17 protein-coding genes and 1 pseudogene are annotated in these 23,489 nt (G+C 59.2%); all 18 read left to right on the top strand.

Translation table 11 applies throughout. The features are described 5' to 3' along the window. The first annotated feature begins 7 nt into the window (after nucleotides 1-7). The 18 genes and pseudogenes from NP80_RS09835 to tssM all read left to right on the top strand — a co-directional run bounded on the left by NP80_RS09835 (nucleotide 8) and on the right by tssM (nucleotide 23,474). Nucleotides 8-2,530, top strand: coding sequence for a type VI secretion system Vgr family protein (locus tag NP80_RS09835; protein WP_045593407.1), 2,523 nt, complete (start codon nucleotides 8-10; stop codon nucleotides 2,528-2,530). A gap of 131 nt (nucleotides 2,531-2,661) precedes the next feature. Beyond that, on the top strand, nucleotides 2,662-3,255 hold the full coding sequence (locus NP80_RS29225; protein ID WP_080596195.1) for a DUF3304 domain-containing protein: 594 nt from the start codon (nucleotides 2,662-2,664) through the stop codon (nucleotides 3,253-3,255). 144 nt (nucleotides 3,256-3,399) lie between these two features. Further along, nucleotides 3,400-3,993 (top strand): DUF3304 domain-containing protein, encoded by a 594-nt coding sequence (locus NP80_RS29220; protein WP_080596194.1) that lies wholly within the window; start codon nucleotides 3,400-3,402, stop codon nucleotides 3,991-3,993. Between the two features lie 136 nt (nucleotides 3,994-4,129). Further along, on the top strand, nucleotides 4,130-4,729 hold the full coding sequence (locus NP80_RS29215) for a DUF3304 domain-containing protein (protein WP_226823217.1): 600 nt from the start codon (nucleotides 4,130-4,132) through the stop codon (nucleotides 4,727-4,729). Nucleotides 4,730-4,874: 145 nt separating this feature from the next. Continuing rightward, a complete protein-coding gene (locus NP80_RS29210; protein WP_080596192.1) occupies nucleotides 4,875-5,465 on the top strand; it encodes a DUF3304 domain-containing protein in 591 nt (196 codons plus the stop codon). Then, entirely contained in the window at nucleotides 5,465-7,690 is a 2,226-nt protein-coding gene (locus tag NP80_RS09830; RefSeq protein WP_035946645.1) for a T6SS phospholipase effector Tle1-like catalytic domain-containing protein, read from the top strand. The genes NP80_RS29210 and NP80_RS09830 overlap by 1 nt, the downstream gene beginning before the upstream one ends. A 67-nt stretch (nucleotides 7,691-7,757) precedes the next feature. Then, on the top strand, nucleotides 7,758-8,642 hold the full coding sequence (locus NP80_RS09825; RefSeq protein ID WP_035946643.1) for a DUF4123 domain-containing protein: 885 nt from the start codon (nucleotides 7,758-7,760) through the stop codon (nucleotides 8,640-8,642). A gap of 11 nt (nucleotides 8,643-8,653) precedes the next feature. After that, nucleotides 8,654-8,935 (top strand): PAAR domain-containing protein, encoded by a 282-nt coding sequence (locus NP80_RS29205; RefSeq protein ID WP_080560084.1) that lies wholly within the window; start codon nucleotides 8,654-8,656, stop codon nucleotides 8,933-8,935. Nucleotides 8,936-9,073: 138 nt separating this feature from the next. Continuing rightward, nucleotides 9,074-9,889, top strand: a pseudogene (gene icmH / locus NP80_RS09820) (type IVB secretion system protein IcmH/DotU); the annotation flags it as partial. A gap of 120 nt (nucleotides 9,890-10,009) precedes the next feature. Beyond that, a complete protein-coding gene (locus tag NP80_RS09815; protein WP_045593405.1) occupies nucleotides 10,010-12,541 on the top strand; it encodes a type VI secretion system Vgr family protein in 2,532 nt (843 codons plus the stop codon). A 10-nt stretch (nucleotides 12,542-12,551) separates the two neighbouring features. Then, entirely contained in the window at nucleotides 12,552-13,436 is an 885-nt protein-coding gene (locus NP80_RS09810; protein ID WP_045593404.1) for a DUF4123 domain-containing protein, read from the top strand. Next, nucleotides 13,433-13,975: a DUF3304 domain-containing protein gene (locus NP80_RS29200; RefSeq protein ID WP_080596186.1), complete on the top strand. Its 543-nt coding sequence runs from the start codon at nucleotides 13,433-13,435 to the stop codon at nucleotides 13,973-13,975. The genes NP80_RS09810 and NP80_RS29200 overlap by 4 nt, the downstream gene beginning before the upstream one ends. 160 nt (nucleotides 13,976-14,135) lie before the next feature. Then, the gene (locus NP80_RS29195; RefSeq protein WP_080596185.1) at nucleotides 14,136-14,675 is read left to right on the top strand and encodes a DUF3304 domain-containing protein; all 540 of its coding nucleotides are present in this window, start codon (nucleotides 14,136-14,138) and stop codon (nucleotides 14,673-14,675) included. Between the two features lie 158 nt (nucleotides 14,676-14,833). Continuing rightward, complete coding sequence (locus NP80_RS09805) at nucleotides 14,834-15,385, top strand: DUF3304 domain-containing protein (RefSeq protein ID WP_045593402.1); 552 nt, start codon at nucleotides 14,834-14,836, stop codon at nucleotides 15,383-15,385. Next, the gene (locus NP80_RS09800; protein ID WP_006409837.1) at nucleotides 15,363-17,738 is read left to right on the top strand and encodes a T6SS phospholipase effector Tle1-like catalytic domain-containing protein; all 2,376 of its coding nucleotides are present in this window, start codon (nucleotides 15,363-15,365) and stop codon (nucleotides 17,736-17,738) included. Before NP80_RS09805 ends, NP80_RS09800 begins: the two co-directional genes overlap by 23 nt. A gap of 24 nt (nucleotides 17,739-17,762) precedes the next feature. Continuing rightward, nucleotides 17,763-18,044, top strand: a complete 282-nt coding sequence (locus NP80_RS29190; protein ID WP_006409839.1) for a PAAR domain-containing protein — start codon at nucleotides 17,763-17,765, stop codon at nucleotides 18,042-18,044. Nucleotides 18,045-18,046: 2 nt separating this feature from the next. After that, complete coding sequence (gene tssL / locus NP80_RS09795) at nucleotides 18,047-19,351, top strand: type VI secretion system protein TssL, long form (RefSeq protein WP_035946566.1); 1,305 nt, start codon at nucleotides 18,047-18,049, stop codon at nucleotides 19,349-19,351. A 25-nt stretch (nucleotides 19,352-19,376) separates the two neighbouring features. Further along, nucleotides 19,377-23,474 carry a type VI secretion system membrane subunit TssM gene (tssM, locus tag NP80_RS09790; RefSeq protein ID WP_006409843.1) on the top strand — a complete coding sequence of 1,366 codons (4,098 nt, stop codon included), beginning with the start codon at nucleotides 19,377-19,379 and terminating at the stop codon, nucleotides 23,472-23,474. Nucleotides 23,475-23,489 lie beyond the last annotated feature (15 nt).

The raw sequence follows: 23,489 nt of genomic DNA, 5'->3' as shown, positions 1-23,489 counted from the left end.
TATCGGAATGGCTTTGTTTGACGCATCACGGACGCTATCGGTTTCCGGCGCGGCGTTGCCGACGTACGGTGGCCAATCGCTCCTGACGCCGGTGAGGCTCACGGGCGGCGAGACGATAGGCGAGTTGTTCGAATACGTCCTGGAACTGAAGACGCCGGACGCGCTCGCGTTCTCGCCGAGCATCGCGGCGAACGTCGATCTCGATGCGTTGATCGGCACGGAGGTGACCGTATCGATTCAGCTCGAGGGCCGTGGGCATTTCATTCCGGGCCTTGCCGGTGGTGCCGGAATGGGAAATATCGGCGCAGGCATGCGCGAGATCACCGGCATTGTCAGTCAGGCGATGATCGTTCGCGAAGACGGCCGATCGATCGTCTATGCGCTGACGCTGCGACCGTGGCTCTGGCATGCGACCAAGAATAGCGACTGCCGCATTTTCCAGGACATGTCGGTTGTCGAGATCACGGACGCCGTGCTGTCGGTCTATCCGTTTCCGGTGGATAAACGGCTGACGACGCCTCGGCCGAACAAGGTATGGCCCAAGCGCGACATTCAGCGCCAGCATTTCGAAAGCGACTGGATGTTCCTGCAGCGTTTGTGGGAAGAGTGGGGCATCTACTACTTCTTCGAGCACGGCGAAGGCAAGCATCGGCTCGTACTTTGCGATTCGATGGGCGCGCTCCAGCCGCTCGGCGACGCCTATGCCGAGCTTCGCTACGAACCGCCGACCAGTCGGCACATCGACGAGGAACATATCCACGAATTCTCGGTGTCACATGCGCTGACGACGGGCGCGGTGACGGCTGTCGACTACGACTACACGTTGCCGCGCGCGAATCTGACCGTGACGCGCGAAGATCCTCGCGATACGGGCCTCGCCCATCAGGAGCGCTATTCGTGGGGTGACTATGCACAGCCGCAAGCGGGTGCGGCCGGACTCTCCGGCGCGCACAACGAGCCGCGCACCGAAGCGGAATACCTCACGCTGGTGCAGATGCAGGCGTGGCGGTGTCAGGGATTGAGGGCCCACGGCAAGGGCAATTTGCGCGGCATGGTCACCGGGCAGACGTTCGTGCTGTCGCACTACCCGCAAGAGGCGGCGAATCGCGAGTATGCCGTGATTGCTTGCCGGCTGACGATCGAAGAGATCGGCGAAGCTTCCGGGGCCGGTCAGCAGTATCGGTGCGAAGCGGATTTCACCGTGCAACCGACCAATGAGCCGTTTCGTCTATTGCGCACGATTGCGAAGCCGCGGATGAACGGCGTCGAGTATGCCGTCGTGACGTGTCCCGACAACCAGGAAATCTGGACCGATGCCTACGGGCGCGTGAAGCTGCAGTTTCTCTGGGATCGGCTCGGCAGGAACGACGAGCGTTCCAGTTGTTGGGTGCGCGTTGCCGGCGCGTGGCACGGCGATCAGTTCGGCGGCGTTTTTCTTCCGCGTCGGGGGCAGGAGGTCGAGGTTGCCTTCGTCAATGGCGATCCGGACTTGCCGATCGTCGTGGGAAGCGCGGTGAACGCATTCAACATGCCGCCGTTCGCGTTGCCGGCGAATCAGGCGCTCGCCGGCTACCGAAGCAAGGAAATCGGCGGCCGTCGGGCGAATACGCTGGCTTTCGACGATACGAACGGCAAGATCCAGGCGCATCTGTCGAGCGATGAAGGGTGTTCGCAGTTGAATCTGGGGTACATCACGCGTATTGCGGGGAATGCGGGGCGGCAGGAGGAGCGGGGTCGAGGCTTTGAGCTTGCAACGGGTTTGTGGGGGGTAGTGCGATCGGCGATGGGAATGCTGATTACCACCCAAGGTAGGCCGGGAGCGGATGGGCAAGTAAAGAGCATGTCCGAGACGCTGTCCCAACTCGACGACGCCCATAGGCTTCACGACTTCATGAGCAAGGCGGCTCAGGAGGCGGAGGCGCAGGATGTCGACGGGCACCAGTCGGATGTGGCCAAAGCGATTTCCCGACAGAACGAACAGATTCGCGGCCGAGCAAGCGAGGCGAATCCGTTTGCCGAATTGGCCGAGCCGCATCTCGTGATTGCCGGCAAGGCGGGCGTTCAACTCGTTACGCCCGCCACCGCGCACGTCGCTGCGCAACAGGTCGCCGTGACCAGCGAGGGGCATATCGGGATCGCGAGCGGTAGCAGTTTTTTCGCGAGCATACGCGACACCATCCGTTTTGTCGCCCAAAAGGGGATCGTGAAATTTGTTTCAGCGGCCGGCGATATCGTGCTTCACGCGTTGACGCAATCGATCGTTGCGCGTGCGCAGAAGCAGATCCTTCTCGAGGCAGACGAAATCATCTTGCGCGGGAAGCGAAAAATCCGTTTCGAGGTCAACGGTAGTTTCACGAATATGGATGCGTCGGGAATCGTGCACGGCACGTCCGGAAAATTTCTTGCCCATGCGTCGTTTCACCAGCTTCCGGGGCCTTTGAGCCAGGCAGTCGATCTCGCTCCGAAGAAGATTTGTATCGAATGCTTGATGAAGGCAGCGCGAAGTGGGACGGCACTTGTATTGAGATAGACGGGGAGACCTGGAAAGTGAAGTTTTCTGATGATGTGACGCTTGGACGCCAAGAACCTTAACGAGGCGGTCGGGAAAATCGCACAACGCGCTGAGGCGTGAGTGTAGTTCTCTAGCGATAGAGGTATCGAATGACAGCAAATCGATTGAGTGGGGTTCTTGTGGTTCTGCTGGTGTTTGTCGCGGGATGCGCTGGTTTGCATGCCGATGAGTCGTCTACGGTCGAGATGCCGAAGACAGTCGAGCTGAATAGCGGTGATTCACGTTCGATGAATTATACGCCGTGGTACATCCACACATTCTCGATTTCTGGGCCGAAGGGAACAAGAATCGGTGGTGGAGGTGGGAACATGTCGCCGATGGAAGAGGACGGTTATCCAGGGCATTCGGGAGGCCAATGCTGTACGCGTTACCCCAGAGAATGGCAGCCTGACCTCCGGTTGACGGTGCGGTGGTTGGTCGACAAAAAGAACAAGAAGACGTCGGGTTGGTACAAGGCCGAGAATGTTCGAATTGAACCATATATCACTGGTCAGACAGCGGGTGTGTGGGCGATTTTTCTCCCAGGAGATCGCGTGAAGGTTGTAGTTGGAAATCCCAATGCATCTGATCTTGCACCCAACGCCGGACCACCAGCAGCTAGCGATCCGTATGTGGTGCAGGGCGCTCCCGACGAAGAATGGAATTATGAGTATCCGAAGGGCGTGATGCGGAGGATTAAATAATGAACGTGGATGGAACGTTGGAGAGAGCGTGGACACTTAAACGGTACACAAGCGACATTGCGATCAATCCACGATGCCGTTCCCGCGAAAGAAGCGGTTATTCCTGCTTGTTGACGGTTTGAACAATATATACAAGGTTGATGAATGAAAACGAATCGATTTAGTGGTGTGGTGGCGGTGTTGCTGGTGCTTCTCGCGGGATGCGCTGGCCTGCATGCCGATGAGTTGCCTACGGTCGAGACGCCGAAGAGAGTCGACCTGAGCAGTGGTGACTCGCGTTCGATGAACTATACGCCGTGGTACATCCACACATTCTCGATTTCTGGGCCGAACGGAACAAGAATCGGTGGTGGAGGTGGGAACATGTGGCCGATGGAAGAGGACGGTTATCCAGGGCATTCCGGAGGCCAATGCTGTACGCGCTACCCCAGAGAATGGCAGCCTGACCTGAGGTTGACGGTGCGATGGAAGGTCGACAAGAAGATGGACGGCAAAACTCCGGGTTATTGGTATAAGGCCGACAATGTTCGACTTGAGCCATATATCACCGGTCAGACGTCGGGGGTATGGGCGATTTTCTTGCCTGGTGATCGCGTCAAGCTCGTAGTCGGTAACCCGAACGCGCGCGATCTTGCACGCAATGCAGGACCACCGGCGGCTAGCGATCCATACGTCGTACAGGGTACGCTCGATGAGGAATGGAATCGCTTGTATCGTTACCGCGGATCGAAGAAATGAACGTAAGCGTGCGGTATCGATGCCGGAAAGCAGTTGCTCGAAAGGTGTTTTGAAAACCGGATATTAAAGCTTGCAGTAGGCATGATATGTTTCGACGTTTCTTGTTAGCTTCAGGGGGTAATGATTTGGAATGCGAATGAAAAAGAATCGATTTAGTGGTGTAGTGGCGGTGGTGCTGGTGCTGGTGCTTCTCGCGGGATGCGCTGGCCTACATGCCGATGAGCCGTCTACGGTCAAGATGCCGAAGACAGTCGAGCTGAATAGTGGTGATTCACGCTCGATGAATTATACGCCGTGGTACATCCATAAATTCTCGATCTCTGGGCCAAAGGGAACAAGAATCGGTGGTGGAGGTGGGAACATGTCGCCGATGGATGACAACGGTAATCCGGGGCAATCCGGAGGCAAATGCTGTATGCGTTATCCGATGGAATGGCAGCCTGACCTCCGGTTGACGATCCGGTGGTTGGTCGACAAAAAGAACAAGAAGACGTCGGGTTGGTACAAGGCCGAGAATGTTCGAATTCCGCAGTATGACGGAAGCCGATCAGGGGGCGTATGGGCGATCTTTTTACCGGGAGATCGGGTCAAGCTTATGGTGGCTGACGGCAACGCCAATGGTCGTAATTCGGTAGCGGTACGTCCGGGAGACGACGATCCTGATGTGGCGCAGGGTGTTCCCGACGAAGAATGGAATTATGAGTATCCGAAGGGCGTGATGCGGAGGATTAAATAATGAACGTGGATGGAACGTTGGAGAGAGCGTGGCCACTTAAACGGCACACACAAGCGACATTGCGATCAATCCACGATGTCGTGCCCGCGAAAGAAGCAGTTATTCCTGCTCGATGACGGTTTGAAAACATATACAAGGTTGATGAATGAAAACGAATCGATTTATTGGTGTGGTGGTGTTGCTGGTGCTTCTCGCGGGATGCGCTGGCCTGCATGCCGATGAGTCGTCTACGGTCGAGATTCCGAAGAGAATCGAGCTGAGCAGTGGTGACTCGCGTTCGATGAATTATACGCCGTGGTACATCCATAAATTCTCGATCTCTGGGCCAAAGGGAACAAGAATCGGTGGCGGAGGTGGGAATATGCGTGCGATGAGGGAGGACGGTAGCCCAGGTCAAGCGGGAGGCCAATGCTGCACGCGCTACCCGAGAGAATGGCAGCCTGACCTCCGGTTGACGATCCGGTGGTTGGTCGACAAAAAGAACAAGAAGACGTCGGGTTGGTACAAGGCCGAGAATGTTCGAATTGAGCCCTATATCACCGGTCAGACAGCGGGTGTGTGGGCGATTTTTCTCCCAGGAGATCGTGTAAAGATTGTAGTTGGGAATCCCAGTGCATCTGATCTTGCGCCCAACGCTGGGCCACCATCAGCTAGCGATCCGTACGTGGTACAGGGCGCTCCCGATGAAGAATGGAATTATGAGTATCCGAAGGGTGTGATGCGGGGGATTCAATAATGAACCTGAAATGGCCGGAACCGATGTCGGAAGGCGGGCGGTTGACGAACCACGAAGCGGACGATGCGTGGGTGACGGGGTATTGCCATGTCGCGGGTTCGGTGATGTCGTGTCAACGGAGTTTGCATATTTCGTTGTTCTTTGACGGTACGAACAACAACGATGACGAAGATAATCCGAGGTGGAGAGACTCCAACACCTGGTGTCATACAAACGTCGCACGACTGTACAAGGCGGCGATTTTTGAGCCCAATGACGGTATATATAAATACTACATCGCGGGTGTTGGCACGCCTTTCGAGAAAATTGGTGAAGGCACGTATTCTCAAGACGGTAAGGCGCTTGCGAAAGGATTCAATCAAAGATGCGTATGGGCGTACACGCGCGTACTCAATTCAGTCTACGGCGCAATTCTGGAAGATTCGCGATGGGAGCTAATTCCTGACGATGACGCAAAACAACTGAGCAACATCGGCGCTTTCTGCGACAAAACCACGTTCGACCTGCACTTCGATGATCGACTGAAAATACTCCAAGTCGCACATGCCAACGCAAAAACGGAAAACACGATCAAGAAGATCTGGATCAACGCGATCGGTTTTTCCCGTGGCGCGGCTGCGGCGCGAGCGTTCGTGAACAAACTCGTGAACGAATGGGCGCCGAGCGGCATGCTGGGGAAGCCGGAGCACGGTCCAACGTTGCCCTATCAGGTGAACTTCATGGGCCTGTTTGACACGGTTGCATCCGTAGGATTGCCAGATTCTTTTCGTACCGCGTTGAATCTGGACCTCCTCGATGGACATGCGCATTTCGCCAGCGATGATGGTCTGGCGATTCCCGACTGGGTTCGCAGTTGCGTCCACGCGTTCTCGATTCACGAGCAACGCATGAGTTTTCCGCTTGACTCCATTCGGCAGGGTGGCGGTTACACCGGCGGTGAGGTGCGTCGAGAGATCGCATATCCGGGCGTGCATTCGGACGTGGGTGGTGGATATGGACCGGGCGACCAGGGCAAGGGCTGCGATGAGTCCGGAAACGGAATGGACGAAAGAAAGCTCAGCCAGATTGCGCTGCACGACATGTATATCGCAGCCCTTCGGTACGGCGTGCCGATGATGAAGGCGAGCGATATTCTCGCAATTGACTATTTGGCCGAGGATTTCAAACTCCACGCCGACACCATCGCAGCCTTCAATGCCTGGCTGAAAACAACCAGCCCGATCAGTAGCGTCGAGGAAGCCATGTCCTTCGGTATGTCTCAGATGCTGAGCTGGCGTGCATTGCGGGCACAGTTCACGAAGGGCTCTTATGTCACGAACCAGGGCTTTTACAAGCGCGCGCGAGAAGATCGGCTGACGCCGCGCAAGATGACGCAGGCGGTCGAGAAGGCCAAACCGAATGATGCGCGCCTTCGGGAGTTGAATGCCAAGCGCAATAAGGCATTGGCAAAGTTGTGGCATGCGAAAACAAGTCGACCGTATCCGCAGCATATTCCTGCGATCGATGCCGCCCAGAAAGAACTTGATGCCGTAGACCTCGAGATCCGGAGCCGGCTGGAAGAGATCTACGCGGAGATTGCCTACGCCGACGTCGCTCAGGACAAGCGTCCGCGGTCGGGCCGCCCAGGAGAAGGGGAAGGCGATATCACGGCCAACGACAAAACGGATCTGCTCCAGGGCGCGGAGGAAATGCGTTTGCTATTGGCGCATCTTCACCCTGAACAGCGTACCGATCTTTCAGTCGACGTATCCGACGCGACCGTTATACCGCCGAGCCATGACGGGGATGCGCAACCGAAGCGGATTCTCTCGGTGCGACACGCACCCCCGCTCGACGATGCTTCCGACGTCGATTCGCCGCGAATGTCGTTGGTAGACGTCGGCGCGATCAAGTTTCATGCGACGCGTACTTCCTTGATGCAAACGTACAACGTTGCTGACGACGTGTTGCCGAAGCCCGTCGCGGAAGTGGAATCGTTTCTGAAGAAGCACACATCGATGCACGCGCTCAGTTCGCTACCCCAAGCCGCAGTCAAACTGTTCGACGACTACGTCCACGACAGCCGGTGCTGGTTCCGCGTGCCGTATTTCCACGAATACGCGCCGGGCGGATACGGATGGCCGCGCGTGGTCTTTGTCGGCAAGGAACGCCTGTCATGGCTTGGCCAGGATCCGCTCGCGGTCGCGCTCCGAGAGTTTGACGGAGCAGAAGCGGCGATTGCTTGACGTGGTTTCCGCGACACATCGCGCAACCGAAACAGCGCCATTCGAAACAGCAATATCGGTCAGATACATGCAATCCCAATTCGACGAAACGCATATTCGTCTATTCGCGCTCATTGATGGCGCGGCGGCCCCTGAACGACTGCAAGCCGTGCGCGAGCAAGCCGGCGTGAAGTTCGTGAACGTCTACGAGGGACTGCCGGAGGCCGAGTCCGGGTTGGCGTCGCTCTTTCTCGTGCCCGTGGAGGATCCGGAGGCGGCATGGGTAGCCGAGCTCGATCGTATCGATCGGCATTCTCCCTGTCTGTCGGTCGTCTGGGGGCGTGTGCCGATCGATCAATTGGCGGTTCACCTTCGTGCCTTTCTGTTCGCGGACATCGGCGATGGTGTGACGGCAATGGTCAGATTCTTCGACCCTCGTAACACCGGCGCCGTGTTCAGCGTATGGGGCGAATCGATTCGCGACATTTTCATGGGGCCGATCGACCGGTGGATGTATCGCGGGCGGCACCGCGACTGGCAGCGCGTCGAGAACGACACGCTGCATGGCGCAAAAATTTGCCGCTCCATCCTGATCGAACTCGAACAGGAGGATGTCGATGCGTTGACCGCGCACACCGAGCCGGACGAATTGCTCGCGGTGATGACCGACGCTGGTCTGGTCGACGGTGCGCTGCCCTATCTCGATCGACTGGCCGACTTCATGCCGCGCTACGAACGAGCGCTGAATTGGATGCTGACCGAGCCGTCCGACAAACTCGGTTTCTGCCGGGAAACATATCGATATGGAATCGCGTTCGATCGGAATCCGCAAATTGCGGAAGCGCTGGACAGGCGAACGCAGCTTGGTACGACGTTTTACTCGGCGATGGACGAAGTGCCATCGCACGTCTGGCGTGAGCTCGATCGCGAGAGCCGTTCACGTTCCCGGTCGTCCAGCGGTACCTCCTCATGAGAGAGAACAACATGGCGTTGCAAATTATTGTCGTCGGTGACGTCACATCACACGGTGGACGCGTCGTAACCGGCTCTGAAACACATCTGGTCGGGGACAAGGGCATCGCACGCCTTTTCGATTTGGTCGATTGCCCCATGACGTATCCGGATGGACGTCCACATGGCCGCAACAAGATCATCGAGGCTCATCCGACGTTCACGATCAATGGCCGGCGAGTCGCTTTGCACGGCCACCGCTGCGAATGCGGTTGCACGCTGATTGGTAGCGGTACGGCGAGCGTAGGGGACTAAGGTATGGCAAAAGTGAGAGGAACCGTGGAGTCCGCGGTCTTGGATGAGGACGCGGTCCATGCCCGTGAATCGACATCGTCCGCAAGCGTAAAAGCGGCGATCGAAAACTCTGCGAGCCACTCGGCGCCGTCGAAGGAGATGCCGCCGCCCGAGTCGTTTGCCGAACGACTCGCCTCCGTGAAGGCGGCGTCAAATCCATTGCTCGAAGCATCGCGCGTCCTGCTGCGCGCACAGGCCGACATGCCGGAGAAGTTCGCGTCGAAGAATGCGGTCGCGTCGTTGCGCGCGCTTCTCGAGCAGGAGGTTCGGACATTCGAGAAGCTATGCGAGCAGGCCAACATCCGGCGCGACCATATGATCGGCGCCCGATATTGCCTGTGCACGGCGCTGGACGAGACGGTCACGCAAACCGCCTGGGGCAAAGCCGGATCGGCGGGGATCGCATGGATCAAAGGCGGGCTGGCCACGACGTTCCACGGCGATCTCGACGGAGGCGACAAGGTCTACCTGCTGATCGGACGTTTACTCGAAGATCCGCACGAGCATCGAGACCTGCTCGAAGTGATTTATCGGACGCTCAGTCTCGGCTTCGAAGGGCGCTACCGCGGCGGTGCCGACGGCAAGCGCAAGCACGACGCGATTCGCCAGAGGCTCTACAACGTCATCACATCGCAACGCGACTCCGTGCCGTTGACGTTGTCTCCGCACTGGCAACCGAGCACAAAGGGCAAGCGCCCGTCGTTCTACGATTTCCCCCTGTGGATTACCGCAACGCTCTTGTCGGTGGTCCTGCTCGGCCTATTCGGATGGTTCAAGTACGAACTCTCCAGTCAGAGCGCGGACGTTCGGAAGCAGATTGCCGACGTCGCCCGCATGACGCCGCCGCCGGCGCCGCCGCCGCAACTGCACCTCAAGCAGTTGCTCAAGGATGAAGTCGCAGTCGGCACGGTGAGCGGCATGTGGCGGGAGAGTTTCCGTCGCTCAAGCTGGAACTTTGGGGTGTCCGTGCGTAAGCGACTGGGCACGAACGGGCCGGACGCAGTCGCTAATCGGTGATTCGACGGAGATATCGGAATGGCTTTGTTTGACGCATCACGGACGCTATCGGTTTCCGGCGCGGCGTTGCCGACGTACGGTGGCCAATCGCTCCTGACGCCGGTGAGGCTCACGGGCGGCGAGACGATAGGCGAGTTGTTCGAATACGTCCTGGAACTGAAGACGCCGGACGCGCTCGCGTTCTCGCCGAGCATCGCGGCGAACGTCGATCTCGATGCGTTGATCGGCACGGAAGTGACCGTATCGATTCAGCTCGAGGGCCGTGGGCATTTCATTCCGGGCCTTGCCGGTGGTGCCGGAATGGGAAATATCGGCGCAGGCATGCGCGAGATCACCGGCATTGTCAGTCAGGCGATGATCGTTCGCGAAGACGGCCGATCGATCGTCTATGCGCTGACGCTGCGACCGTGGCTCTGGCATGCGACCAAGAATAGCGACTGCCGCATTTTCCAGGACATGTCGGTTGTCGAGATCACGGACGCCGTGCTGTCGGTCTATCCGTTTCCGGTGGATAAACGGCTGACGACGCCTCGGCCGAACAAGGTATGGCCCAAGCGCGACATTCAGCGCCAGCATTTCGAAAGCGACTGGACGTTCCTGCAACGGTTGTGGGAAGAGTGGGGCATCTACTACTTCTTCGAGCACGGCGAAGGCAAGCATCGGCTCGTACTTTGCGATTCGATGGGCGCGCTCCAGCCGCTCGGCGACGCCTATGCCGAGCTTCGCTACGAACCGCCGAACAATCGGCGCATCGACGAGGAACATATCCACGAATTCTCGGTGTCACATGCGCTGACGACGGGCGCGGTGACGGCTGTCGACTACGACTACACGTTGCCGCGCGCGAATCTGACCGTGACGCGCGAAGATCCTCGCGATACGGGCCTCGCCCATCAGGAGCGCTATTCGTGGGGTGACTATGCACAGCCGCAAGCGGGTGCGGCCGGACTCTCCGGCGCGCACAACGAGCCGCGCACCGAAGCGGAATACCTCACGCTGGTGCAGATGCAGGCGTGGCGGTGTCAGGGATTGAGGGCACACGGCAAGGGCAATTTGCGCGGCATGGTCGCCGGGCAGACGTTCGTGCTCTCGCACTACCCGCAAGAGGCGGCGAATCGCGAGTATGCCGTGATTGCTTGCCGGCTGACGATCGAAGAGATCGGCGAAGCTTCCGGGGCCGGTCAGCAGTATCGGTGCGAAGCGCAGTTCACGGTGCAGCCGACCAATGAGCCGTTTCGTCTATTGCGCACGATTGCGAAGCCGCGGATGAACGGCGTCGAGTATGCCGTCGTGACGTGTCCCGACAACCAGGAAATCTGGACCGATGCCTACGGGCGCGTGAAGCTGCAGTTTCTCTGGGACCGGCTCGGCAAGAACGACGAGCGTTCCAGTTGTTGGGTGCGCGTTGCCGGCGCGTGGCACGGCGATCAGTTCGGCGGCGTTTTTCTTCCGCGTCGGGGGCAGGAGGTCGAGGTTGCCTTCGTCAATGGCGATCCGGACTTGCCGATCGTCGTGGGAAGCGCGGTGAACGCATTCAACATGCCGCCGTTCGCCTTGCCGGCGAATCAGGCGCTCGCCGGCTATCGCAGCAAGGAAATCGGCGGCCGTCGAGCGAATACGCTGGCTTTCGACGATACGAACGGCAAGATCCAGACGCATCTGTCGAGCGATGAAGGGTGTTCGCAGTTGAATCTGGGGTACATCACGCGTATTGCGGGGAATGCCGGGCGGCAGGAGGAGCGGGGGCGCGGGGTGGAGCTGCGGACGGACGGCCACGGCGTGTTTCGTGCGGGACGAGGGATGCTGCTTACAACGGAAACACGTCCGAATGCGCAAGCCCATATGACCGACATGAGCGAAACGACTGCACGGTTGGAGGAGGCCGCGCGTTGGCAGTCGACGATTGCTCAACTTGCGCAACAGGCCACGGCGCAAGACACGAACGCCCATCAGGAAGAAGTCGCCGAGGCGCTGGCCAAACAGAACGCCGCCGTACGCGGACCTCAAAGCCGCGCCGACGACGTTTTTCCCGAACTGGGTGCGCCGCACGTCGTCATTGCCGGCGCGGCCGGTATCCAGACCACCACCCCCGCGACAACGCATATCGCGAGCGGTCAGCACGTCGCGTTGACGAGCGGGGCACACATTGCGGCATCGGCGAGCGAGAGCGTCCTCGTCAGCGCTCAGGACTCGGTGCGTCATTTTGCAGCGCGTGGAGGCATGAAGTCCGTCGCGGCGGATGGCGATATCGACATACACGCACTGCAGAAAGCGATCAATCTGCTGGCTCTACTCGAGATCAACGTCACCAGCGACACGATCCATATCAAGGCCCGGAAGAAACTGGTTCTCAACGGTGGCGGAAGCTATATCGAGCTTGAGCAGGGCAGCATCAAAAGCGGCACCAGCGGTGTCTGGGTGGCACATGCAGCGACCCACTATTTCCCGAAACCCGACGAAGTACCCGTTGAGCTTCACGTTCCCAAGGTATGCATCGAATGTCTGCTGAAAGCTGCGAAGAGCGGTGCATCGATTGTGCCGCGGCTTTGAGACTGGTCGTATGAAAACAGCAGACGACAACGGAAAACTCTACGGACTGGCCGATGGGGCGCAGTACCCGGAGGCGCTTGCTACATGGGTGCTCGAGTTTTCGCCGGAGGTGCGGTCGCTATTTGAAGGGTTGCCTGAGGAGGAGGCCGGGCACGCGGCGCCGATTCTTTTCGAGATCGACGACGCGCATAGTGAATGGGTTCGTCATGTCGATCTGATGGATCGGTATCGACCATGCTTCACGGTGATGCGCAGTGCGCTCGATATCGATGGGCTCAAGATTCATTTTCAACGCTTTCTTTTTGCGGACATCGGCGAAGGCATGCAGGTTCTGCTTCGCTGGTTCGATCCACGCTCGCTTCCGTCGATTGTGGATGTCTTCGGCAAAGCAGCGAGCATTGAACTCATGCACCCGATAACCACATGGATGTACCGCGGTGCGAACTCGGAGTGGCAGTACCTCGCTATTGACGACCATTCGCACGGCGACCATGTAGGGCAGTTTTCGCTGTCACTCGATCAGCGGCAACTCGATGCGTTGGAAAAGCACGACGAGCCGCATGCGCTCATGAGCGAGTTGAGCGACCTTGGCTTGATCGATGCAAATCAGCCATATGCCATCAGGTACCGGGATTTTCTTCGCCGATATGATCGCGCGATTCAATGGGGGCTGACTCTTCGGGCAGACCGTCACGCATTCTGCGTGGCCTCGTATCAGTATGGCGAGGCGTTCGACCGGCAGGGTGATATTCGATCGGCAATCCGATTGGCTGTTGCCGACGAGGCGTCGTTGCTGCAAGCGTTTGAGCTGGTTCCCGCATATATCTGGCGAGATTTGATGCGTGATGTCGGCAGTCGAGCGAAGCCTCCAGATGGACAGGAGGATGAAAGATGATCGTGCTCGTTTTGAAACGCTTTGCCGGTCTTTCAATTGTTTTCTCTCTGGCAACGATTCTTGGTTGCTCGGACGAAAACGAGAGTAACCCGTCAGAACTGAGCGGTTACAACTATACCGACTATTACATCACGGGATTCCGCGTCGGGAGTGAAGGCGACGAGTTCCCCGCGGGTGGGCCGAATATTTTTCCTAAAAAGGACGGTCAGATGCGTTCGGGAGGAGGGGGATTCGTGTGCTGTGTCAGCATTCCTGCCCATTGGCATCCGGGCATGAAGCTCGTGATCAAATGGCGGCGGGACACGAAACCCTACGACAAAGATCGCAGCGGTGATCAATGGCTTACTGCGACCACCGAGGTGCCGCCGTATGGACCACGCACAGCGGGCTTTGTGGTGCATTTTCTGTCGGGCGATCGGATTCGAATCCAGATCAGGGATGAGAGAGGAATTCTTCCGGAAATCGACGATGACGATCCCTATATCGTACAGGGCGTACTGGACCCCGGAATTGAACAAGAAACGAGGAGAGGGCGATGAGCGTCATTCGATGGTCTGAGCCATTCAGCGAACAGGGACGTTTAGGCGAGTGCGAACCTGCAGAGCAACGGGCAAGAGTGCATTGGCAGACTGTTCTATTGCTGCGCGCAGACGTTACGGTCGTACTTGTCCTGAATAAACAACAGGAGATTTACTTTAGATGAATGACACCGTTAAGAGATATTTCCTTCTATTGCTTATCGGTTCACTGTTGCTAACGACGATCGGTTGCTCGGAGTCGAATGACAGCAATCCGTCCAGCGTTAGCGGATACAACTACACCGACTATTACATTGATCAATTTATTATTACGAGCGAAGGTCACGAATTATCGGCTGGCGGTTCAAATATTTATCCTAAGGATGCCGGAAAGCTACGCTCCGAAAGTGGCGGATCATGTTGTATCGGTATTCCCGCCCACTGGCGTCCAAACGTGAAGCTCGTGATCAAGTGGCGGCGGGACAGTAGACCCTACGACAAAGATCGCAGCGGTGATCAATGGCTTACTGCTACCACCGAGGTGCCGCCGTATGGGCCGCGGACTTACGGTTTCGTGGTGCATTTCCTGCCCGGAGATCGAATTCGTGTGGAGATTGAGGACAACCCGGAAATGGCAAAGAAACCCGCGGATAACGATCCATACATCGTGCAGGGTGTACTCGATCCGGAGTTGAACAAGAAACAAGGAGGAGGACGATGAGCGTCATTCGATGGCCTGAGCCATTCAACGAAAAGGGACGTTTGGGTGAGGGCGAAGCAGCTCGAGCAACGGGTAAGAGTGCATTGGCAGGCGGTTCTGTTGCTGCGCGCAGACGCTACGGGTCGTCTTTGTCCTGAATAAAAGGAGATTTATTTGAGATGAACATCACTGTTCGGAGATATTTCCTTCTCTTGCTTATCGGTTCGCTGTTGCTAACGATGATCGGTTGCTCGGATTCGAATGAAAGGAATCCGTCGAGCGTCAGCGGATACAACTACACCGACTATTACATTGATCAATTTCTGATCGCGGGCGAGGGGCACGAAATGTCGGCGGGTGGTTCAAATATTTTGCCGAAGGAGACAGGAAAGCTCCGCTCGGAAAGCGGTGGATCGTGCTGTATCGGTATACCCGCCCGCTGGCGTCCAAACATGAAGCTGGTCGTCAAGTGGAATGTCGACAAAGTGTTGGATGGAAAGCATCTTGGTACTTGGTACACGGCGACCACCGAGGTGCCGCCGTATGGGCCGCGGACTTACGGTTTCGTGGTGCATTTCCTGCCCGGAGACCGAATTCGTGTGGAGATTGAGGACAAACCGGCAATGGCAAAGAAACCCGCGGATAACGATCCATACATCGTACATGGTGTACTCGATCCGGAATTGAACAAGAAACGAGGCGAGGACGATGAGCGTCATTCGATGGCCTGAGCCATTCAACGAACAGGGGCGTCTGGACGAGGGCGAAGCGGCCGGAGCGATGGGCAAGAGCGCGCTAGCGGGGGAACCATCGGACTGCCGGCTGGTGCTCCACGTTAATCTGTTTTTCGACGGTACGAATAACAATCGGGAATGGGATGCCAAGAATTTGGACCGGCCGACGCATAGTAATGTCGCGAGATTGTTTCGTGCTTGCCCACAAAAAAAAGAGGCAGGAATTTTCTCCGAGTACGTTCCTGGTGTTGGTACACCGTTTTATGAAATTGGCGAAATGGTTTTCACATCTGAAGGCAAGGCATTCGCCCTTGGTTTCGGTATGCGCGTTGCATGGGGATATACCCGCTTGTTAAACGCTCTGCACATCGCTATGACGGGAAGTCGATTGCTGGATGACCCAGAGGCCCGTGCTCTTTGCTCGTTGATTGACACTGACGTCACGGCCTCGAACGGCAAGCTGCCTCAAATTGTTGGAGCGGCGTCCAAGGCGTTCCCCATGGCGAGTCCTGTAGTAACGGCGTCGCAGGCGTACTACGGATACAAATCGCGGGCGCAGCTGGAGCGTCTTCACGGGGCACTGTTCGCCCTGCAGAAGAAGCATGGCGGACCGGGTGGTCAGTTGAATCGTTCGATCAAAAAGGTATGGGTGAACGTATTCGGATTCTCGCGCGGTGCGGCAGGCGCACGCGTATTCGTTAACCGTCTCCTCAATACCTGGGCACCGGGTGGCATGATCGCGGGTGCGATTCCGTACGAGGTCAATTTTCTCGGAATTTTCGATACAGTCGCGTCGGTTGGGTTGCCGGATACCGTCACTGCGGCAATCGATATCGCAGATCTGGACGGGCATTGGGTATGGACCGCTAACGGTGCCCTTAATATTCCCGCTTCGGTGAAGAAGTGTGTGCATTTCTTCTCGATTCACGAACAGCGGATGAGCTTCCCGCTCGATTCCATTCGCGAGCGGCATGCCTATCCTGTCGGCGCGCCGCGCAGAATTGAGGTCGCTTACCCGGGTGTGCATTCGGACGTGGGCGGCGGTTACGCGTTCAATGAAGAGGGCAAATCTCGAGACGGTGACGGTAGCAAGCTTAGTCAGATCACCTTGCACAACATGTATATCGAAGCATTGAAAGCCGGCGTGCCATTATCTGTGCAGGCCGAGGAATCACCGCTTCCGAAAGTCATGGAAGATGATTTCAGAATCTCGTCATCCGTCGCCCGCGCCTTCAACGACTGGCTCTCAACCGTCAATCAAAAACCCCTCGACAGCATCGAATCGGCACTTCGCATAGGCATGGGCCAGTCGCTCGCATGGCGTACCTTGCGGGCCGACTATGGAAATCCGCAAGCCTACGTGACGTCGCAGCCCTTCTTCCGTCATGCGCCAGAGGATGAGGTCACGCCCTACGGACTCGAGACGCGAGTCGCGAGCAAGGCAGCATCGAATTCTCGGCTTGATAATCTGAAGCGCGAGAAGAGCGAGCTCGAGAAAAAAAGGGCGGGCCTCGAGGCCGCTGCGCTCAGCATGCTTGCGATTCCAGCACTGGCGAATCCCTTCAGGAAAAGCGCGGCCGAACTTGGTGAACAGATCAAGAAGAAGGACGCCGAGATCATGGCGGCTGCAGCAGGCAAACCGCCGCGGCCCGGCGAGGGTACGACGGACATAACGACCAACGACAAGACCGACCTGCTCGAAGCCGCGGAGGAGTTCCGACTCTTGCTGGCATACCTGTATCCCGATCAGCGCTGGCGCTGGCAGGTGTACTGGGCTCACCCGCCGGCGGAAAAGTTGAACGTGAAGATGGGAAGGGCCAGCGGGCCGTTTGCGTTGGAACAGGACGTCAATGCCTATTACTTGACGGTTGAACGGAAGGACGTTGCCATGCGCCGTCGGCAAGGGTCGACGGCTGTCTGGATGGGAGGACATGATCGCGTGCTGCAGCTGCTTGGTGCCCTGGCCCCGTATCAACCAGTCCTGGATTATGTTCTCGCGCCGCCCCAGGAAATGCTGCCGTTCCTGCTCGAGCACACGTCTGAGGCAGCGGTGCGAAAGCTGCCTCGTGCCGTGATCCGTTTGCTCGACGATTTCGTACACGATAGCCGCGCATGGTTCCGCGTGCCCTATTTCCATGAATATGCACCGGGTGGCTACGGCTGGGCGCGGACGTTCTTCGTCGGCAACGACAGGCGCGTTCGGTCGCTCGGCCTGAAGAACGATGCCGCGCACATTGCCGCCGAGCGTGCCAGGGTAGCGGCGGCGGATCGCGGCAACTACCTCGCCGAGCAGTCCGGAAGATTGCCGCCGCCGGTGAAAGTCGACTTCAGCACGTTTCCGCGCTTTTGAGCGCGCCAGCCTACGGATAGCACCATGTCAATCAGCATCGCAGTCGTCGGAGACGCAACCGACCATGGCGGCCGGATCATTACCGGCTCTGATACGCACACGATCGGCGGCAGGAAAATTGCCCGCCTACATGATCTCGTCGATTGCCCGGAAACCTATCCGGACGGTCGTCCGCACGGCATCAACAAGATCATCGAAGCACATCCGACGCTCAGTGTCGGTGGTCGCTACGTGGCACTGCATGGTCACCGGACCGAATGTGGTTGCCGGCTGATTGCCACGTCAACGGCGAAGGTAGGGCGCTAATCATGTCGACTCCAAGGAAATCCAGCGCACCGATCGATTCCTTGCACACGTCGCTGGACGAGCCGGAGACGCTGGCTACTGCGCTCAACCGGGAAGACGATGCGTCGACTAGCGAGGACATGGCACCTCCGGAGGCTTTTGAGCAGCGCCTGATCCAGGTGAAGGCGGCATCAAATCCATTGCTCGAGGCATCGCGCGTCCTGCTGCGCGCACAGGCCGACATGCCGGAGAAATTCGCGTCGAAGAATGCGGTCGCGTCGTTACGCGCGCTTCTCGAGCAGGAGGTTCGGACATTCGAGAAGCTATGCGAGCAGGCCAACATCCGTCGCGATCATATGATCGGCGCCCGATATTGCCTGTGCACGGCGCTGGACGAGACGGCCACGCAAACCGCCTGGGGCAAAGCCGGATCGGCGGGGATTGCATGGATCAAAGGCGGGCTGGCCACGACGTTCCACGGCGATCTCGCCGGAGGCGACAAGGTCTACCTGCTGATCGGACGTCTACTCGAAGATCCGCACGAGCATCGAGACCTGCTCGAAGTGATTTATCGGACGCTCAGTCTCGGCTTCGAAGGGCGCTACCGCGGCGGAGCCGACGGCACGCGCAAGCACGATGCGATTCGCCAGAGGCTCTACAACGTCATCACATCGCAACGCGACCCCGTGCCGCTGACTTTGTCGCCCCACTGGCAACCCGGCACAAAGGGCAGGCGCCCGTCGTTCCACGATTTCCCCGTGTGGATTACCGCAACGCTTTTGTCGGTGGTCCTGCTCGGCCTGTTCGGATGGTTCAAGTACGAACTCTCCAATCACAGCGCGGACGTTCAGAAGCAGATTGCCGACATTGCCCGCATGACGCCGCCGCCTGCGCCGCCGCCGCAACTGCACCTCAAGCAGTTGCTCAAGGATGAAATCGCCGCCGGCACGGTCAGCGTCGACGAGGACGCTCGCCGCAGCGTCGTCACGTTCCGCGGCGACGCGATGTTCCGGCCCGGTGGCGCCTCGGTCCAGGCCTCGATGAATCCGCTGATCGCGAAGATCGCGGCAGAGATCGCCAAGGTTCCCGGCAAGGTCACGATCGTCGGCTACACGGACAACGTGCCGATTCGCAGCCGCCAGTTCGCGTCGAATCAGGCGCTGTCGGAAGAGCGGGCCACCCAGGTCATGCAGATGCTGCAAGCCGCCGGCGTACCGGCGAACCGCCTGGAAGCCGTTGGCAAGGGCGATTCCGATCCGGTCGGCGACAACCGCACCGCGCAGGGCCGCGCGCAAAACCGCCGTGTCGAGATCGACGTCGCACGATAAGCCAGATCCGTTTCCGGAATAATCCATGAAGAAGTTTCCGTTCCTGCCGTTTCTGGCCTCGCGCCAGTTCCTCGCGTTCCTCGCACTGATCGTCGTCGCACTGGTGATCTGGTTCGTCGGTCCGTTCTTCACATTTGGCGGGCTCAAGCCATTCGCGGATGCCGGCATGCGTGCGCTGCTGATCGCGTTGCTGCTCGCCGGCGTGCTGCTCTGGCTCGTCGGATGGTCGATCAGCATCGTGTTGGCGGCATTGCTTTGCTTGCTGATCTGGTACGCGGGCCCATTGCTTGCGTTGGGTCGCACGGCGCCGCTGGAATCGGCGTCGGCACGTCTTGGCGCGATCGCCGTGGTGGCAGCCGTTTTCGTCGTCGTCGGCATGTTCCGCATTTGGCAAAAAATGCGCGAAGACGCTGCGTTCATGAAGAAGATGCTGCGTCTGGATCGCAAGAAGGCGGACCCGCTCGCGGCTTCACGTCTTGAGAAAGTCGAAGGCGGCGTGACGAGCGCGCTCGCGCGCCTGAAATCGATGCGTACCGGAGCACGCGGCCTCGGCAAGCTGTTCCAGGGCAAGCGCTATTTGTACGAGCTGCCCTGGTACATCACGCTCGGCTCGCAAGGATCCGGCAAGACGAGCATCCTGATGAACGGCGGGCTGGCATTTCCCGTTGCCGAGCAGATGCAGCGCGCGGCCGCGAAACCGGCTGCCGATGCCGCCGCCGTGGACTGGTGGCTGACGAATGACGCAGTGCTGATCGACACGACCGGCTACTACACGCGTCATGGCATGTCGACGGCCGAGGCCGCCGATACACGCGTCGCAGAACAGGACAAGCCGGCAGCTGACGTGGCCGACAAGGATGCCGCCAACGCGCAGGCGAGCCCGGAACGTTCCGCCGATGGCACGCAACAGGGCGCGCCTGCGAAATCGGAGGCGACGGCTGGCTCGAAGTCGAGCGTCGATGTCGTACCGCGTGCTGCCGACAGGCGCGAGCTTCCGCAGCAGATCGATCGCGCGGAGTGGTTCGGCTTTCTCGGCCTATTGCGTCGACACCGGCCTCGTGCGCCGATCAACGGCGCATTGCTGACGGTCGATCTTGCGACGCTGGCAAGCGCGGATGAACAGGCGCGCGTCGCCGAGGCTGTCGCATTGCGCGCAAGGCTGGCCGAACTGAGAGAGGAACTGGGCGTTCGCTTCCCCGTTTACCTGACGATCACGAAGATGGACCGCCTCGCGGGCTTTGCCGAGTATTTCGGGACGCTCACGTCCGAGGGGCGGGCGCAAGTCTGGGGTTTCACGCTTCCATACGGCAAGGAAACGGTTGCGAAGGAAGGGCTGCGTGCGCGTTGTCACCACGAACTCGCGCAACTCGTGCAACGGTTGACGGGCTCGATCGATACGCATCTGCAGGACGAATACGACCTGACCAAGCGTCGAAAGCTTGCCGCGTTGCCTGAGGCGTTTTCGGCACTGCTCGAACCGCTGCTCGACTTGATCGACCGCGTATTCCTCGATTCCCGCTACGACAATACGCAGCTCCATTCGACGTTGCGCGGCGTGTATTTCACGAGTGCCCGGCAACAGGGCAGCGAGATCGTGGCGGAACGCCATACGGTCGTTCAACGTCTTCTGTCGACCGAGAAGCCCGCCGCGGTCGCACCGTCGCGCGCGGAGGGGAACCAGGGATTCTTCCTGCACGATCTGCTGACCCGTGTCGTGTTCCCCGAGGCGCATCTCGTGAGCCCCAACCTGCGTTGGGAATATCGCTACAGGTTGTTGCGCCTGATCGGCCACACGCTGGCGCTGCTGCTGTTCGTCTGGCTGGCGACCGGTTTGCGCGTGAGCTATGGCAACAACAGCGATTATCTCGACGCGATGGGCCGCAAGGCGCAGGCGCTTGCCGCCCGCGTCGCGGCGCTGTACAAGACGCGCGAACTGCAAGCCGTGCCCGACACGTTGACCGAGGCGCGCAATCTGCCCACGTTTTCGGGGCTCGACCTGTCCGATCCGGACAGTGCATGGCGCTACGGTCTGTACACGCCGACGGACATTGCCGCCGAAAGTCGCCGCACTTACGACGTACTGGAAGACAACCTGCTGCTGCCGCAGATCGTGCATCGTCTGGAAGACGTCATGTCCGGTGCGATCGCGAACAAGGATGCAAAGGCCGCGTACGACGCGCTTCGCGTATACCTGATGCTCTACGACAAGGCGAAGTTCAATGCCGGCGACGTCAAGGCATGGGTACTCGACGACTGGGCGAAGAACGACAGCGCCGCCGCTTTCGGCGGCAGGGCGTCGATGATCGAGCACGTGCAACAGCTCTTCTCCGGGGAGCGTGTCGTGCAGTCTTCGCTGATCCGCAACGACGCGCTGGTACGGCAGACGCGCGCGTTCCTTGACGGCAGCAATGCGACCGATCGTCTGTACCAGCGCGCGAAGGCCGCGATGCTCATGGAAGCACCCGACGAGTTCACGTTGCTGCGCGCGGTCGGCCCGCAGGCCGGAACGGTGTTCACGCGAGCGAGCGACGCGCCGTTGTCGCGCGGCGTGTCGGGTCTCTTCACGTTCGACGGCTATCGGAATCTGTTCGACAAGCGACTGCGCGAGTTCGTGCAACTCGCACGCGACGACGACGCTTGGGTGATGGGGCGGTCGTATCTCGGCGAGGCTCAAAAAAAAACGGCTGAGATCGTCAATGGCGCGGCCGGTGCGGACGACGCGTTGACCGACGCCGTTCGCCGCGAATACCTGACGGAGTATGCGCAACAGTGGGCGGCGTTTCTCGACGACATCCGGACCGTGAGCGGCACGAGTCTCGCGTTCAATCTGAAAGTGCTGCGCAGCTTCGCGGCGCCCGATTCGCCGCTTGCGCGTCTTGCCCGTGCCGCAGTGCGCGAGACGACGCTCACGCAGCAACCGGTTGCGTCGAACGGTTCGCTGTTGCAAAAGGCGGCCGACCAACTGAACCAGAAAGCCGACAAGGCGCTTGGCATTCGAGCCTCGGAGCGTGTCGAGCGGGAACTGGTCGACAATCGTTTCGCGGCGTTGCGCGAGGTCGTGACGGGAAGCGCCGATGCACTGCCCGACGCGCACTCGGCCGGCACCCGGGCGGACAAGACGGGACTCGACGGCGTCGTCAATCTGCTGAACGACTACTACACGGCGCTGACCGTCGCCGATAACGCGCTGTCGAACAACAGCATGCCGCCGGCGAGCGACACGGCCGCGAAGCTCAAGATGGCCGCCGACACGATGCCTGCGCCGTTCCGCGCGATATTGCTCAAGCTCGCGGCCGACGGGTCGCGCGAGGTCAATCATGGGATCGGCCAACTGTTGTCGCGCCAGATGCAGGCGGTAGTCGGCGATACCTGCCGATTGACGATCGAAGGAAACTATCCGTTCTCTCCGGACAGCCAGCGCGACGTCGGAATCGACGACTTCACGCGCGTGTTCGCACAGGGCGGCGTGATCGACGATTTCTTCGTGAAGACGCTGGCGCCGTTTGTCGATACGTCCGCGAAACCGTGGCGCTATCGAACGCTGCCGGGCGCGACGGAACCCGTGCAGGGGCCGAGCCTGGAGCCGTTCGAGCATGCGAAGGCGATTCGCGACATCTTCTTCAACGATCCGGACCACAAGCAGATGACGTGGAAGGCCGACATCCGCGTTCCGGAGCTCACGCCGACGATCATGAGCCTGTCGCTCGACATCGACGGGCAGACGACGCTTTACCAGCACGGTCCGGTCGCGCCGTTCCCGATTGCGTGGCCGGGGCCGCGCGGCGGCGCGCACGCCGAGATCACGGCCAGCCCGCGGATCCGGCCGGACACATCGACGATTTCCGCCGATGGGCCTTGGGCGTTGATGAGGCTGCTGCAGAAAGGCAAGGTGATCGCGACGGCCACGCCGGGCCGCACGCGTGTCGCGTTCAGTTTCGACGGTCGCGAAGCGGTGCTCGACGTCGCAAGCGCCGGCAGTGTCGCGAATCCGTTGACGAGCGATGTGTTGAAGACGTTCCGGTGCCCCACCTCGATGGCGACGTTCAGTTTGCCGGACAGCGGTCCGCCGCCGGGATTGCCACACGGCATGTTGCCGATGAACGCCGGAAGCGTTTCCCGTTGAATCGTGAGGGGCGAT

This window comes from Burkholderia multivorans ATCC BAA-247 (assembly GCF_000959525.1).
Lineage (GTDB): Bacteria > Pseudomonadota > Gammaproteobacteria > Burkholderiales > Burkholderiaceae > Burkholderia > Burkholderia multivorans.
The sequence above is the reverse complement of the archived record's forward strand: the minus strand, read 5'-3'. Positions and strand labels throughout refer to the sequence as shown.

Coding starts and splice junctions, on each gene's coding strand:
- NP80_RS29195 (WP_080596185.1), top strand. CDS start 14,136: ATGAATGACACCGTTAAGAGATATTTCCTTCTATTGCTTATCGGTTCA.
- NP80_RS29205 (WP_080560084.1), top strand. CDS start 8,654: ATGGCGTTGCAAATTATTGTCGTCGGTGACGTCACATCACACGGTGGA.
- NP80_RS09815 (WP_045593405.1), top strand. CDS start 10,010: ATGGCTTTGTTTGACGCATCACGGACGCTATCGGTTTCCGGCGCGGCG.
- NP80_RS09805 (WP_045593402.1), top strand. CDS start 14,834: ATGAACATCACTGTTCGGAGATATTTCCTTCTCTTGCTTATCGGTTCG.
- tssM (WP_006409843.1), top strand. CDS start 19,377: ATGAAGAAGTTTCCGTTCCTGCCGTTTCTGGCCTCGCGCCAGTTCCTC.
- NP80_RS29200 (WP_080596186.1), top strand. CDS start 13,433: ATGATCGTGCTCGTTTTGAAACGCTTTGCCGGTCTTTCAATTGTTTTC.
- NP80_RS29215 (WP_226823217.1), top strand. CDS start 4,130: ATGAAAAAGAATCGATTTAGTGGTGTAGTGGCGGTGGTGCTGGTGCTG.
- NP80_RS09830 (WP_035946645.1), top strand. CDS start 5,465: ATGAACCTGAAATGGCCGGAACCGATGTCGGAAGGCGGGCGGTTGACG.
- NP80_RS29190 (WP_006409839.1), top strand. CDS start 17,763: ATGTCAATCAGCATCGCAGTCGTCGGAGACGCAACCGACCATGGCGGC.
- NP80_RS29210 (WP_080596192.1), top strand. CDS start 4,875: ATGAAAACGAATCGATTTATTGGTGTGGTGGTGTTGCTGGTGCTTCTC.
- NP80_RS29225 (WP_080596195.1), top strand. CDS start 2,662: ATGACAGCAAATCGATTGAGTGGGGTTCTTGTGGTTCTGCTGGTGTTT.
- NP80_RS09810 (WP_045593404.1), top strand. CDS start 12,552: ATGAAAACAGCAGACGACAACGGAAAACTCTACGGACTGGCCGATGGG.
- NP80_RS09825 (WP_035946643.1), top strand. CDS start 7,758: ATGCAATCCCAATTCGACGAAACGCATATTCGTCTATTCGCGCTCATT.
- tssL (WP_035946566.1), top strand. CDS start 18,047: ATGTCGACTCCAAGGAAATCCAGCGCACCGATCGATTCCTTGCACACG.
- NP80_RS09835 (WP_045593407.1), top strand. CDS start 8: ATGGCTTTGTTTGACGCATCACGGACGCTATCGGTTTCCGGCGCGGCG.
- NP80_RS09800 (WP_006409837.1), top strand. CDS start 15,363: ATGAGCGTCATTCGATGGCCTGAGCCATTCAACGAACAGGGGCGTCTG.
- NP80_RS29220 (WP_080596194.1), top strand. CDS start 3,400: ATGAAAACGAATCGATTTAGTGGTGTGGTGGCGGTGTTGCTGGTGCTT.